The sequence below is a fragment of the Companilactobacillus jidongensis genome, from assembly GCF_003946575.1.
Lineage (GTDB): Bacteria > Bacillota > Bacilli > Lactobacillales > Lactobacillaceae > Companilactobacillus > Companilactobacillus jidongensis.
Window position 1 is genome coordinate 18,899 of record NZ_RHOP01000023.1, and the last position, 13,376, is coordinate 32,274.

12 protein-coding genes and 1 pseudogene are annotated in these 13,376 nt (G+C 39.7%); 1 reads left to right on the plus strand and 12 read right to left on the minus strand.

Translation table 11 applies throughout. The annotated features are described in order from the left end of the window. Positions 1–77: 77 nt before the first annotated feature. From EKM68_RS11915 to EKM68_RS13635, 3 genes and pseudogenes are all read right to left on the minus strand, one after another. On the minus strand, positions 78–2,609 hold the full coding sequence (locus EKM68_RS11915; RefSeq protein ID WP_225423009.1) for a DEAD/DEAH box helicase family protein: 2,532 nt from the start codon (positions 2,607–2,609) through the stop codon (positions 78–80). A 113-nt stretch (positions 2,610–2,722) separates the two neighbouring features. Next, complete coding sequence (locus EKM68_RS11920; RefSeq protein WP_164509436.1) at positions 2,723–4,789, minus strand: site-specific DNA-methyltransferase; 2,067 nt, start codon at positions 4,787–4,789, stop codon at positions 2,723–2,725. A gap of 108 nt (positions 4,790–4,897) precedes the next feature. Beyond that, positions 4,898–5,127: pseudogene (locus tag EKM68_RS13635) on the minus strand (transposase); the annotation flags it as partial. Between the two features lie 145 nt (positions 5,128–5,272). On the opposite strand from EKM68_RS13635, the gene EKM68_RS13820 reads away from it, so the two are divergent. Next, the gene (locus tag EKM68_RS13820; protein WP_225209209.1) at positions 5,273–5,335 is read left to right on the plus strand and encodes a putative holin-like toxin; all 63 of its coding nucleotides are present in this window, start codon (positions 5,273–5,275) and stop codon (positions 5,333–5,335) included. A 152-nt stretch (positions 5,336–5,487) separates the two neighbouring features. Here EKM68_RS13820 and EKM68_RS11935 read toward each other — a convergent pair whose 3' ends face one another. The 9 genes from EKM68_RS11935 to EKM68_RS11975 all read right to left on the minus strand — a co-directional run bounded on the left by EKM68_RS11935 (position 5,488) and on the right by EKM68_RS11975 (position 13,364). Continuing rightward, positions 5,488–6,612: an ArdC-like ssDNA-binding domain-containing protein gene (locus EKM68_RS11935; protein ID WP_125591046.1), complete on the minus strand. Its 1,125-nt coding sequence runs from the start codon at positions 6,610–6,612 to the stop codon at positions 5,488–5,490. 3 nt (positions 6,613–6,615) lie between these two features. Then, complete coding sequence (locus EKM68_RS11940; protein ID WP_125591047.1) at positions 6,616–6,831, minus strand: hypothetical protein; 216 nt, start codon at positions 6,829–6,831, stop codon at positions 6,616–6,618. Positions 6,832–6,952: 121 nt separating this feature from the next. Continuing rightward, positions 6,953–9,088, minus strand: coding sequence for a type IA DNA topoisomerase (gene topB / locus EKM68_RS11945; RefSeq protein ID WP_125591048.1), 2,136 nt, complete (start codon positions 9,086–9,088; stop codon positions 6,953–6,955). A 6-nt stretch (positions 9,089–9,094) separates the two neighbouring features. After that, the gene (locus EKM68_RS11950; protein WP_125591049.1) at positions 9,095–9,493 is read right to left on the minus strand and encodes a hypothetical protein; all 399 of its coding nucleotides are present in this window, start codon (positions 9,491–9,493) and stop codon (positions 9,095–9,097) included. Positions 9,494–9,515: 22 nt separating this feature from the next. Beyond that, on the minus strand, positions 9,516–10,385 hold the full coding sequence (locus EKM68_RS11955; RefSeq protein ID WP_062688611.1) for a conjugal transfer protein TrbL family protein: 870 nt from the start codon (positions 10,383–10,385) through the stop codon (positions 9,516–9,518). A gap of 22 nt (positions 10,386–10,407) precedes the next feature. Next, positions 10,408–11,919 (minus strand): VirD4-like conjugal transfer protein, CD1115 family, encoded by a 1,512-nt coding sequence (locus tag EKM68_RS11960; RefSeq protein ID WP_125591050.1) that lies wholly within the window; start codon positions 11,917–11,919, stop codon positions 10,408–10,410. A 1-nt stretch (position 11,920) separates the two neighbouring features. Beyond that, positions 11,921–12,391: a conjugal transfer protein gene (locus tag EKM68_RS11965; RefSeq protein ID WP_125591051.1), complete on the minus strand. Its 471-nt coding sequence runs from the start codon at positions 12,389–12,391 to the stop codon at positions 11,921–11,923. Beyond that, the gene (locus EKM68_RS11970; protein WP_125591052.1) at positions 12,392–12,760 is read right to left on the minus strand and encodes a thioredoxin; all 369 of its coding nucleotides are present in this window, start codon (positions 12,758–12,760) and stop codon (positions 12,392–12,394) included. It lies immediately after the preceding gene. Then, positions 12,747–13,364 (minus strand): hypothetical protein, encoded by a 618-nt coding sequence (locus EKM68_RS11975; RefSeq protein WP_125591053.1) that lies wholly within the window; start codon positions 13,362–13,364, stop codon positions 12,747–12,749. The genes EKM68_RS11970 and EKM68_RS11975 overlap by 14 nt, the downstream gene beginning before the upstream one ends. Positions 13,365–13,376 lie beyond the last annotated feature (12 nt).

Sequence of the window (13,376 nt, forward strand, 5' to 3'; positions counted from 1 at the left end):
ACCGAACCATATTTTTTTAATATTATGGTTCGGCTTTCATATTTTTAAGCAATTCACTCTCTACGATCTGAAAACATTTAATTATCAGCTAGTAATCCTTTTTCCCGTAATTCAGGGAACATTCGGTGAATATCTTGCTTACCATTATCTTCAACGTAGAATTTCACGCCAAACAACTTTATATCATTATTATCTTCTAGGATTATTATGTTATTAGGATCGATTCGTTCTAATAACTCTTCCTTCCATCGATCTTTTTCAACGAATGCTGTTCCCTTCGGTTCCATATAAATCTGGTAAATATAATCTTCGTTTCTAAGATACATGATGAAGTCGGGCATATATCCCTCATAACGGTAAACAGACTCGCCAAAGTCATGAAGTTTAAAGTCTGTATTTCTCTCATCAATACGCAATAGGTAAATCTGATCGTACTTCTTTTGGAAGTTTGGAATTTCTGCACTAATTCGATCAATGAAATCCATCTCAAGTTGATCAACAATTGCATAATCATAAGCATACCAATCTTTACCCTTCATTTCGTAAGGACCAATCTTAGCCGCCTTGGGGTCATTAAAGCTATCTCCAACACGCTTATCATAATCTCTGATTACTTCATTGACAGCAACTTTTTCAAATTGATTAGTTCCTTTAGATCGTTGGAAGTTGTTTACTAAAACATTCTGCACTCGGAGCAAATATTTTTCAACAGCAGTTAGTCGCTCTTGAGGGGTCAAGTGATGTCCATTAGCAACTCGTACCCTTACAACAGCATGACCTAACCAATTATCACTTGTAAGAAACTCCCTTACACTTGTTAATGTAGGACATTGTTTCTTTAATGATTCAAATCGGTAGAACGGATTGAATGAAACGGCTGTTCTAATTAATGTTTTATCTTCCGGATTGTTGAAGACAACTGCATTAACTATTGGAAACGAAGAACGATTTTCTTTGTCTGCACCAGTATCGATTTTACGCTCAGTGGTTGCACTGATCATATCAATTGGTTCAGTAGTATCAGAGTCAAAACCGTATTTTTGAATTGAATCATAGTGATCTTCTGGAACTACTTCAACTTTATTACTGTAGACATTTCCATGTTTATAAGTGTTAGTTCGTTTGAATGAGTTCTTAACTTTCGCCGTATAAATTTTATACTTAGTATCTTCATTAACAGGTAAGTTAATAGCATCTAAGGACTTACGTAGGTTTTCTAGATACTGTGGATTGTTAATGGTGTGATAATAAAGTCGCTCCAGCAACTGAATTTCTGGTTTCCGATCATCAAAGCGACGAGTATACGACTTCTCTCCTTTATAAATAAAAGGATTATAACGGGCACCACGTCCAATTAGCTGTGCTTCTGCGTTGGTATCATTAGGTTTTATATTCTTTTCACCGATACGAACAATGTCGTAAAGATTTAAGACGTCCCAACCTTCGCTTAATTTGGCAACGGCAAAAACCGATCGAATGGGATTTTCTAGACTTTCAAGCGTATTTAGCTTCCGAGCAACACTCTCATTATCAATAATGTCTTTTTTCTTTGAATCATTTGCATTAATTGTCGTAAACTCTTGGAAATCTCGTTTTAATTCGGCAACGGTTGCTCCGAAGTCCTGATTTAACCAGTATTTGTACGCTAAGCTAAGGGCTTCGCTTTGTGTTGAGCGATTTTGTGATTGAACAAAACTTTGCAATGATTCAGCAGTTAAATTGTCAATCATTGTCAAAAAACGCTCGTTAACATTCCATGATGCCTCGATAGTATTGGACTTAAAAAGTATGACTGGCTTAAAGTCAGGAATATCCATATTTTGCGCAATTCGCTTTCGATATTGGGATAGTAAGACAGCGTTTAACATTTTATCTTTATCACTATTATTAGCTTGAAGCCGATAAACTTGCTTAGAATAGCCGTCGTTAATAAATTTACTCAAATCATACTGTGCAATAACCTTTTTTTGATACTTGTGGTAAATATCAGGATTATGGAGATCGATAGTTGCAGTAAATTCAAGTTGCTGATTTTTAGGGTTTAAAGCCCTGATTCTATCAAGTAGAGCTTCCCAAGCTTTGTTAGTAGTATCTTCACTCTTGCTTCGTGTACCAACGTTAAAGTGGTGGGCCTCATCAGCTAGTATCACAATTTTATGTTTCTTTAGTGATTCCTCAGTTATACTGTTTTCTCGTGGAGAGTTAATGTCATTTGATAATTGTTGAATACCAGTAAATTTTAAATAAATAGTATTCTTTTCAGGAGTTATAGGAAATTCTGATACAGCTTTAATTGCTACTCTTCGACTGTCTATTACGAGGGGATCCTTGTATAGGTACTTAGGAGAAACAACATTAGTGAAATTATCAATTGTCTTGTTAACAACAGCGGTTGTACTTGTAGTAAATAAGAAATAATGATAATCATGTGCTTGATACATGTACAGGATAATGGCTGCCATTATATCTGTTTTTCCGGATCCAGTAGCCATATAAAACATCAATTGGTTATAAGAATCATCTTTTTTATCTAATTTTTCAACAGCATCTAGGTTATAAATTGCTGAAAATTGATAGTCTCGTAAGCTATGTTTAAGGTTTTGCTTAATGTATAGTGGTAACCTTTGAAGTCCCTAGTTTTGATTAAACAGAGAGGTATCATTCAGCCAGTTTAATAATTTCAAGTCGATTTTTTCTTCTGGAATTGTTTTTTTACGAGCCATTATTCTGACTCCTTCCCATAGAAGCTCTTGTTGAATCTATAATCACTATCTGAGATAAGATCACGAACATCCGCATCATCAATATTTGCTTCATTATAGTAAAGCTGGTTTTTATCTAGCATCTTGATTAAAAGCTTTTTTTGTTCGTCAAAAGGCAAAGCTTTACGTTCTGCATCATTTTCATATTTATCAAGATCCACTCGAAAGTCGAAATCTGCTACCGCTTTCATGCGTTTATACACAGCATTTAATTCATTTATATCTTTAGTCGCTAACAGATCTTTTAAGTAACCTTGATTCTTTTCCATTAACTCTGCATAAACAAAAGAGCCCCCCCTCGTCCATTCAACTTCGGTTGAAATTCCTTTATCATCTTTTCCATCAACAACGTTTTGAAGCCGTTTTTTCATGATTTCAATCTGCGAATCAATCTGTTCACATGTTATCCATTTACGACCAAGTTTATGAGCAACAGCTGCAGTTGAGCCTGATCCACCAAAAAAATCCAACACAATATCACCTTTGTAACTAGACATTTCGATAACATTTTGAAGCAACTTTTCGGGCTTTTTACCGTCTGGAAAATCAACCTTCCCTTCTTTTGACAGATTGTTGTATTGTATATTATCCCAAAGCGTTGTCAGTTTTTCTTTATAGAGCAATCTGCCATCCTTACCTTCCGTTAACATATCAGACAAGAACATAAGCATATTAGTTGCACCTGTAGTTGTGTAAAATATTTCAGTTAATTTATCTTTATTTTTTCCTTTAGTGGGCACATATTCAATACTGACTAAACCAGTGTCAATATTTTTAGTTTCTTCCATAACTGTTGTTCTCACAGAAGATTGGGCGTTTGTTGATCTAAATATTTTATCTGGAATATAATTGTAAACATCTTCCTCAGTCATATTGTGTTCAGTTGCATATTGTTTAACAGACATTTGTTTTGCGTTCGGATAATGGTAATATTTACGATTTGATTTTTCATCACATTTGATAAGTTGACGTTCACCAACTTCCGTTAAAACTGAGTTATATTTCCAGCTCTTACCTGCTTCAAGATATTCTTCGTTGATGTAATCCCAAACAGGTGTCATAGCATAAACAGGTTCAAGTTTGATTTGCTCTTTGTTTTTCGCATAAACTTGAATAAACTCTGTGGCATCTTTAAGACTCTTGCCTTCAGAACTACCAGAAACGCCACCAATTTTGGTTTTAACAGTTACAAGATTGATGAAATTATTTCTACCAAATATTTCATCTAGCAAAACGCCAAGATAATTAACTTCAGTGTCATCTGTTTGAACCCATAAAATTCCATTTTCAGCCAGAAGATCATACGCAATTTCCAAGCGATTTTTCATAAATGTCAACCAAGCTGAATGATTAAATTTGTCATTATAAGCAAATGAATCCGAACCTGTGTTGTATGGTGGATCGATATAAATCAATTTCACTTTACCCACATATCTTTTTTGCAGGCTATACAACGCATTTAAGTTGTTTCCCTTAATGATTAAATTATCTTGATCATTAAAATAAGTAGCATCATGCTCCCCATCTTTATCATGCCGTTTTGCATTAACCAGAATTTTGGGCTCAAACAATTCACTAATTTCTGAATGCGCTAATGTCTCATTTAGAAACGGCTCGTCTTCCCCCACTTCAGAATCAACGTCTTCCTTACTCATTCCTGCTTTCAATACTGTATCCTTGTATGGAAAATCAAGGACAACATCTGACGAATCAGAAATAAATTTATCATCACCTGTAAGACCTATTCTATTAGCATACTTGGTGAAGCTATCTTCCCAAAACTCCTTATATTCAAACATATTAATAAATTGATTAAGTTTAAAAATGTCAGCATCCGCAATCTTTTCGGTGTACTCATCGTAAATTAACTGATTTGAAAGTAATGCTGTTATTAAATCACGATCATATTTATCAAGATCATTAATTACGGTATTTCGTTTTAATACTCCACTTTCTGTCATATATTTTGTACCAAATTGATGCAAAACAGTTTTTACTTGCTCCATTATCTTAGTTTCTATTTGCATATATATTCTCCTGTTAATGAATTTCCTTTTTCTTGAGTAACTGCTGTACTTGATAATTTCTTTGTAGTAATACATTACAATAAATTTTTGTGTAAACAGTCTTTGCCAACTGTTAGCACCATCGACTAGAACATCGCGAAGATCATTGGCATATAAGGCAATCATCGCACTGGCCCCGTCCCGATCAAAAACATTGGCTCGGGTAATATAAACGGCTTGTGGAAACCCGTTTATATCAACGGCTAGATGGCGCTTAATTCCCGATATTTTCTCTTACCAGCATCATAACCTTTATTTTCAGCAGTTGCGGTATTTTTACCGCTTTGACCAAGCACAATACTTAATTCAACTGTATAATGGATTAAGCAAGAATTTTTAAGGGCGGTGGCTGTCTTTTCCCTTGCGAGGTGAGGCCCATGGGAACATGGAATAATCTTCAGGAAGGTTTCACAGTCAATGAACGTCTTCCAGACACTCTCGTTGATGTTGCTGTTTGGCACGTTTTTAATCGCGCTACTCAGCTATATCGACAGGCACCACAAATAAAAAAGCCGCCCTGTGTAACTTTGGCAGGTTACAGGACGACTAGTATCTAGTCTAATGTTAATGCCACCGCCTTTGAAGCGGCTTGCGCGGGAAGCCTTGTTCGAGCGGGGCTTTTTTTCTGTTTCTATTATAGCATGACCTTTAAAAACTGGCTAACGTTTTAGACTTTGATCAAGTTCGGATTCGGGTTGTTTGATCTCCGGATTCTGTTCAGCAAATGCTTGTAGCTGTTTTTGTGTTCGATTACTGATTTCATGGTGTATATCATTTAGTTTATTTTTTAGTTCTGATTTTTGTTGCGGGTTCCTTGCTTGCTGAACTTGTTGTTGCAAGCCTTGATAGGACTTATTAAGTTCCTGGGCTGATAGATTTTTTAGATTATGCTCAGGCTCTTTTTGGGCTTCTTGTAAGCCTAATTGTTTGGTTAAGCCATCGCTAAGCTCAATCACTTTGTTGCTCACTTGCTGGATCTCACTTAAAGCACTATGGATCACGGCTTTATCTTTGGCCCAGGTGGCCACGTAACCGAGTGAGTAGTTGCTGGTATCAACGCCAATATTTTGCATGGCAACATACGCGATCGCTTCGGCTTGGGTTTCCTGATAGGCTCGTGGCCGATCTTTAAAGGCTGATTTTAATCCGTGTAGCTGGCTATGCGCATATTCATGATATAACGTCTTCAATTTTAAAGCATTATCGGGCTCATCGCCACCAATGACGATTTCATTAGTGCTGGGTTGAAAATACCCCTTAGCCCCATTTAGCGTCTCTAAAGGCACTTCACTGACTTTAAGGTCGGTTTGCTGGTTTAAATAATCTTTGAACGCGTTATACAAGCTCGTTACATTCTGATGATCGGCTAAATTTTCTTTGACAAAATCCTTGGCACTTAACACTGGCTCACCGCTAGTTTGTGCCACGTCAAAGACGGGTAGATAACGGTAACCGACAATGGCGCGTTCATCGGTGGTATTAAGACGCTTTTTCTCGGCTGGAGTTAACTTCTTAATAATCGGGGCCGCAATCCGAATCGCCTTTGCGCCCCGGTTGACGGTGCGGTTAAAAGCCTTCTGCCATTGCTTAAAACCGGCGACTTGAGTGGCTTGAGGATTTTGCGCATAGATCAAGTCAATGTTTCTGGCGCTATAACGATGAAATTTAGCCAGGGTATTAAGATACTGTTTAAATCGGTCACTATCGGTTAATTTTAGGATTTGCTGTTCAGCCTGGGCGACTAATTGTGCTTTCCAGGCTTTAACGTCTGCTTTACTCGGCATTGTCTACCCCTCCTCATCTTCAAAAATATCATTCAATATAGGGGCTACGATGATTTGAATCGGGGTCGTGCCATAAAGGGCAACGTAACCGTCAGACAATTTTTGCCAGGCTACTTGATAATAAGCGCCGTTACCAGTGATTTCTTTTAAATACTTGTAGGTTCCTTTAGCCTGTAAAACTGGTAATTCACTCCCAATGACTGTTAATTCGTTATCCATTTCATGATCTCCTTTGCTTTGCTAATCTCACCCGTTGTTTGGGTTTACTTTTAGGGTTGTAAAAGTGAACCTAAATGACGGGTTCACCAACCGGAACGTAGTGCAGGGCGGTAGGCAGGTTCTAATCAAAATCAAAACTTAATTTATGGCCGTCAAGCTTTAACTTGGCGTCAAACGACTTTCCCTTTTTGCTCTTGAAACCCTTTAGTTTGCTGGTTTCCCCTTTGGTGACCAGTGCTTTGATCGCGGTCTTTCCGAGGGTCTTACTACTCCATTTCTTGGGTAGGGTAAAGTCTTCGCCTTGCTTAGGCTTCACAATGTAAAATTTTTGTTTGTTTAATACGGTTGCTTGTGGTGTTTCTAAAAACACCTCGGCGGACTTTTGTGCTTGCTGTTGGTGATTGATTTGTTGCTTAATGGCTGCACTGCCGGTTAATTGTGTGGGAACATCAGCGATCAATTTCACTACGAACTTCTTAATTTGGCTCAAAAAGTTATCCGGGGTGCGTTCTTCGGTACTGATTTGCTGTAACGCTTGCTCCCATTTAGCCGTCATTTCTGGGCTAGTTAGCAAGGGCTCGAGTTCAACCGCTTTACATAAAGTAATTCCGGCTTCACTGACGTGGAGCTTGTTCTTTTCAGTAACTAAATAGCCGCGTTTCTTTAACACTTCTAGCACATTGGCCCGGGTCGCACTTGTCCCAATTCCTTGCACGTCTTTGAGAATTGCTTGGGCTTCTTCATCATCAAGTGTTTTACCGGCCGTCTTCATGGCTGTGATTAATGTCCCTTCGGTAAACGGTACTGGTGGGGTCGTTTGTTTTTGCGGTGTTTGCAGGTTTGCTTGGACCTGATTGCCTTGGTGAACGAGCGGTAAAGTTGCTGCTGCTTGCTGGTCGGCTGTGTGATCATCGAATAATGCTTGCCAACCTTGCTTAGTTGGAACCTTACCGGTTGCTTTAAAATTGGCGTCACCAACTTGGGTAATAATGGTGGTTTCCTCGTACTCGTACGGATCAGCAAACATCGCTAACGTCGTTTTTAAAACTAAGTCATAGACTTGTTGCTGTAATTTAGGCAAGCTGGCCAGTTTCTCTTTCGTCGGCACGACTTTAGTCATAATAATGGCGTAGTGTTCTTCAACCTTTTTCCCATTAACATAGTGCTTATTCGGGGTGGTATTGGTTAAAGCGACTCGCTTAGAGACTAACCCCAGATACTTCGTCAGATTAGCCACTAAATACTCAAATTCTTCATTAGTGATATAAGCACAATCCGTTCGGGGATAACTCAACAACTTGGCTTCATATAAACTTTGAATAGCCGCTAAGGTTTGGCTGGCACTGGCATGATACCGTTTATTCATCGCACTTTGCAGACTGGATAGCGAGAATAGTTGGGGACTGGCACTCTTTTTAGCCTGCTTTTGCACGTCCTTGATTAAACCGCCCTGTGATCCTTTCTGAACGTGTTTAGCTTGCATGAATGCCATTAGCCCTGTTTCGTTTTTAAACCGCTGATAGGGGTCTAATTTTGCGACGAATTTTTGCTGATTGGCTAAAATTTCCGCATTTAGTTCAAAATAGGGTTCCGGCTTAAAGTTTTTGATTGCCTGGTCTCTTTGATAGACCATATATAAGGTTGGCGTCTGTACTCGACCAATCGAATACACCCCGCGTACCCCGTTTTGTCTTAATAACAAAGTATATAAAGGACTGCCATTCATACCAATTAACCAGTCACTAATTTGACGGGTTTGGGCTTCTTTATAAGCCAGATAGTCTTTGTGCCAATCACCAAGATTTTTAAAGCCGGTAATAATCGCGTCTTTTTCTAGGCTATTCAACCAAAGGCGCTTAATCGTTTTCGACTTAACATCAATATGCGCTTGGTTCATGATCGACCACGCGATATTTGACCCTTCTCGGTCGCTATCTGTGGCAACAATCACTGTATCTGCTTTCGTTAGTAAATCTTTGACGACTTTAAACTGCGTTTTCTTATCGGTTGGCACGATAAACTTGTATTTATCGGGGAAAATCGGTAAATTAGATAGCGCCCATTGCTTGTACTTTTGATCGTATTTTTCTGGTGTTGCTAATTCGACCAAATGGCCGAATCCATACGTGATTACAGTATTTTGGGGCAAAACAGGGTCACTAACCGTATAGTAACCCTGTTTTTTTGTATGCTGTTGAAATGCTTCTACGTATGAACGGGCTTGACTGGGTTTTTCAGCTAAGATAACAGTGGTCATGTTCGTTCACTCCTTACGATTCAGTTTCTGTTCTAATTCTTCTTTGCCTTGGTTCGCACTATCCAACCAGGCTTGTTTTCTAAGTGCTTGCATGTCCTCTTGTTTGACCTGCTCATAAGCCTGTTGACGTTCCTTTAAGCAATCTTTGTAAGCTTTATGTTCACTTTTAGCTCCGCTTCTTAGAATCATGACTAGGCCACTGCCACCCACTAGCAAAACGATTACTTCAAGCCACAGGCAAGCTAAAACTTCATATAGAACTAGCAAACCTCCCATAACGATGACGAACCATTCTAGTGATCGATACAGATAGTAGAAGATTAAGTGGTCAAGTGGAGCTCCTTTAAAAACATTGACATGCGAATCAACTCGCCACTTCGTTTTTATTTTTTCTCGCCACTTCATTTAAATAACCCCCCCTTTTGGCCTAATGCTTTATTCTATTTTTTAACATTCTCATAGCCCCTGCTAAACCGCCTTTAGTAGCACCAGTCGAACTCCAAAAGTCCTCGACAGCTTTCGGTGTATGCAATACTAGCCAACCCATACCAATCGATAAAGCAAAAGCTCCAATTCCGTTGCTAACCCAATGGGTAACTCCCCAAACACATAGGGTCATGGATAACACTTGTGAGAGCATAGAAGCGTTTAGGTAAATTAACTTCTTCCACCAAGTGCCACTATAATCCCAAGTCTCGGTTGCGATACTGATGGCCGCAAACGGGATTGTTAGATAGAACCAGGCTATATCAGCCATAAAGATACACATTTTGAAGAAGAAGAACACGGTCACTATCGCAAAGAATCCTAATAATATCAGTGACATAACCGATCCTATCGCCAATGTTCCACCAATATTTTTTGAACCGGTAATCATTGAAGCCGTATATTTACTATTCATTGAAAACATAAATTTACCGAGCGGAAACACGATTGCTTTCAGTAAAAATCCTTGTAAAAAGACCATGACCGGAATTGCGGCAGCTGATTTAAGACTGTCCATCACAATATTAGCCCAAGTAACATCAGTACTTTCATCGGCCTCTTTTAGCAAAGTTCCTACAATTCTTCCCAATACAACAACGACCACTAGGGACGTCGCAAAAGTAAGAAAGATTGCATACCATTGATCTAGGACGGTTTCATGTTGACCAATTTGATCGAAAATAGCTCTGCACCATGATGTTATACCATTCATGGCCCCACTAAAAACGCCTTTAAGCCATTCATTAATAGCACCCGAAATTTTATCGCCTAAGACACTTGCCAAAACTGGGTGGAAATAAAGACTTTTCATATTTTAGCCTCCTTTTTAATCATTAACCCAACATCTTTTTGTGCCTTACTTTTAAGTCTTGATCCATGCTATCCTGTAGATTTTCTTCTTCATCATCAGTTGTCTGATCAGCTTTTTTGACCTGGTGCTGTGCTTTAACTGTCTGATTCCACTTATCTACCTTATTCTTAAAGTTGGTTTCCTGGCTGGCTTCTGGTTGGCCTTGATACTCGTTTTGTGACAAGTTAACTAAATGATCAGCCCCTGGAAATAGTTTAAATTGGAACGCTTTTGTAGCTTTGACCGGCCGCGCATTACTAAAAATTAATAAGCTCTGATCTTCGGGCATACGCATGATTTCATCGGGTGTCATGAGCGAACGGCTCGTATAGCTGTAACTATCGCTCTTGCTGTGGCTTTCTTCCTTGCTGTGACTGGTACTCTCACTACCGGTTTCAACTTTTACGGTCGATTTACCTAACAGATCACTAAAGTATTTAGCGGTCACATCATTAGCGGCATTTAAGCAAATTTTAACCGCGTGATTACCTAAGATACTTTCGGCCTTATCCTTGCCATACAAGGCTTGTAGCTGGGTTAAGGTCTGACAAATGGTCGTCACGCCAATACCGTACCCCCGGCACGTCGCTAGAAATTCTTCGTACTTAGGAAACTTCCCTAAATTGACAAATTCATCAAGGATAAAGTCAACTTGGTGGGGCAATTTAGCGTGATGATCGGCGGCTAATTTGTATAATTCATCAAACAATTGTGAGAAAAACAGATTGATGAAGCTTTCATAAGTGTTATCCATGACGGGGATAATCACGTATAGCACCACTTTGTCATTGCCAATCTCTTTTAAATCAAAATCCGAAAAGCTGGTAAAGTCGGCCACTTCTTGATCGACGAACTTCGAAATGGTCGCCAACAGGCTTTCAATAATGCTGGCTTTCATTTCCCCCTTGGCCTTTTTGAACCCTAACTCATAAGCGCGTCTTGCTGGATCAGTCATAGTTAGCTCAAGAAACAAGGTGTCTAACGGACTATCTGCGCCCTTTTCCTCGGCCTCCACATCGTTTTCTTGTAAGACTTGCGTTACACCGGCCAAATTCCTTTGGTCGGGCGCACGGTGGTTCATCACAAACAGGATCAACGCTTTTAAAAGTTGTCGTTGGGTACTGAACCACACGTCTTTCTTACCTTCGGCATTTTCGCTTTGCACGATCTTGGTCGCAACGGTTTCGGCTTGAATATCGCGCTGAATATAATCAAAAGGGTTGTAGCGATCACTGTGCGCCATGTTCGCGAAGTTGACGACATGCACTTGATAACCCTGGGCTAGTTTGATACCGGCCGTCTTTTCGTATAATTCACCTTTCGGGTCAGTTACCACAATGCTGTTCTCCGTTTCGTTAAACAGGTTGGTAATGACGACTGACTGGGTCTTATATGACCCCGGGCCCCCGACCACAAAAATGTTCCGGTTGGGTTTGGTACTATTATTCTGGTAAACAATCTGTTTATCTACGATCCCTAAAATGGTGCCATTCATGTTAATCTGCCCCCTTCGCTGACTTTTCTCGATCCACCAATGATTTGAGAATTTCGGCCTTGGTACTCTTGTTAAATGCTGTGGTGAGGTCTTTGGCATTGATACTATAGTAATGGTCACTCAATTCTTTTAGATTACCCCAGGTCGCGCTCCCGTGGGTTTCAGTGTCCGCAGTTTCCCACGCTTTATGTTTGCTATTGCGCTTCAAAGCAAAATAGATGGTGTATAGGACCACGGCGACACTGACAATAATTAGTACTGGGTTCTTTTGGCCCAAATACAAGTTGTAATAGTGCCAAGGGTGTAAGGCTAATTGTTTTAATACGGTTGGCATATGATCTGCAAATGCCAACTTATAGCGGGACAAGGCCATGACAGAGCCAGCTAAAATCTCCGCTAAATACAAGCCAATGATTAGCGTTAGTAGGTACGGCCAACTGGCTTTAACGCTGTTTAATAATTTGTCTTTCATCTAATCACCCACTATCTGTTTAATTCTTTGTTGGTTGGTGCCGGTGTACCGTTGCTCACCATGGATCAAGGTTGGGACTGACGTTAATTGATATTTTTGAATGTAATGCCAATTCTGCGGTTGATTCATGTTAATCAAGACGATGTTGTGACTGATTGCGTTGTGCCAATAAATTTGATGGAAAATAGACTGACAATCCGGGCAATCATCGCGATAGAAGAACAACACTTTTTCAGGGTGCTTAGCCAGCGTCACAACTGGCCGCTGTTTTTCCACGTGATTGACGTATTGATGACCAGCAAACCCGCTAACGGCTAAAACCACCACGATTACCGCTAGGGCCTTACCAACCCGCTTAATTAAGGTCACTGGCTTTAAAGCTACTACCTAAATTTTGGACTGCGGTGATTCGATCCGTGGTGGTATCGAAGGTCACCTGATAAAGTACCGTCGCCTTTTGCCAGTCGTTGTCGCCACTCTTACTTTCGTAACTGACAACGGCCAAGCCTTTCATATTTTGCCCCTGCTTACTTTGCGTATACAGGTTCAGTTGATTTAACTTAGCTGAAACACTATTGCTATCACCATACGTGCCCTTATTTGAAAAGTATTGCTGATATAGCTTGTCGGAAATCAAGTCTTTCACGCCATCTTTACGCTGGCCGTAGGTCTTGGGCTTAAAGTTATTCATGACCTTAAAGAACTTGGTGACCACCGTATTAAAGTTAAGTTCAGCCTGACTTTTGTCCTTATTATTTTGGTAGGTCTTATAACTGTCAATTTGGGTGCTCAATAACTGCTTTTGTTGGTTGGTTTTAGTCAATTGCTGGCTGACTTGACGCTTTTGTTGTTGTAAGCGACTAATCTGTTGTTGTGCCTGCTTAATTTGGCTATGCTGATAGGCATTCGCCCCTAATGACATAACTAAGATCAAGCTACCAATCACAACACTTAAAACCACGCTACGCTTCATTTACTCGTCCTC

Coding starts and splice junctions, on each gene's coding strand:
- EKM68_RS11920 (WP_164509436.1), bottom strand. CDS start 4,789: ATGCAAATAGAAACTAAGATAATGGAGCAAGTAAAAACTGTTTTGCAT.
- EKM68_RS11935 (WP_125591046.1), bottom strand. CDS start 6,612: ATGCCGAGTAAAGCAGACGTTAAAGCCTGGAAAGCACAATTAGTCGCC.
- EKM68_RS11940 (WP_125591047.1), bottom strand. CDS start 6,831: ATGGATAACGAATTAACAGTCATTGGGAGTGAATTACCAGTTTTACAG.
- topB (WP_125591048.1), bottom strand. CDS start 9,088: ATGACCACTGTTATCTTAGCTGAAAAACCCAGTCAAGCCCGTTCATAC.
- EKM68_RS11950 (WP_125591049.1), bottom strand. CDS start 9,493: ATGAAGTGGCGAGAAAAAATAAAAACGAAGTGGCGAGTTGATTCGCAT.
- EKM68_RS11955 (WP_062688611.1), bottom strand. CDS start 10,385: ATGAAAAGTCTTTATTTCCACCCAGTTTTGGCAAGTGTCTTAGGCGAT.
- EKM68_RS11960 (WP_125591050.1), bottom strand. CDS start 11,919: ATGAATGGCACCATTTTAGGGATCGTAGATAAACAGATTGTTTACCAG.
- EKM68_RS11965 (WP_125591051.1), bottom strand. CDS start 12,391: ATGAAAGACAAATTATTAAACAGCGTTAAAGCCAGTTGGCCGTACCTA.
- EKM68_RS11975 (WP_125591053.1), bottom strand. CDS start 13,364: ATGAAGCGTAGCGTGGTTTTAAGTGTTGTGATTGGTAGCTTGATCTTA.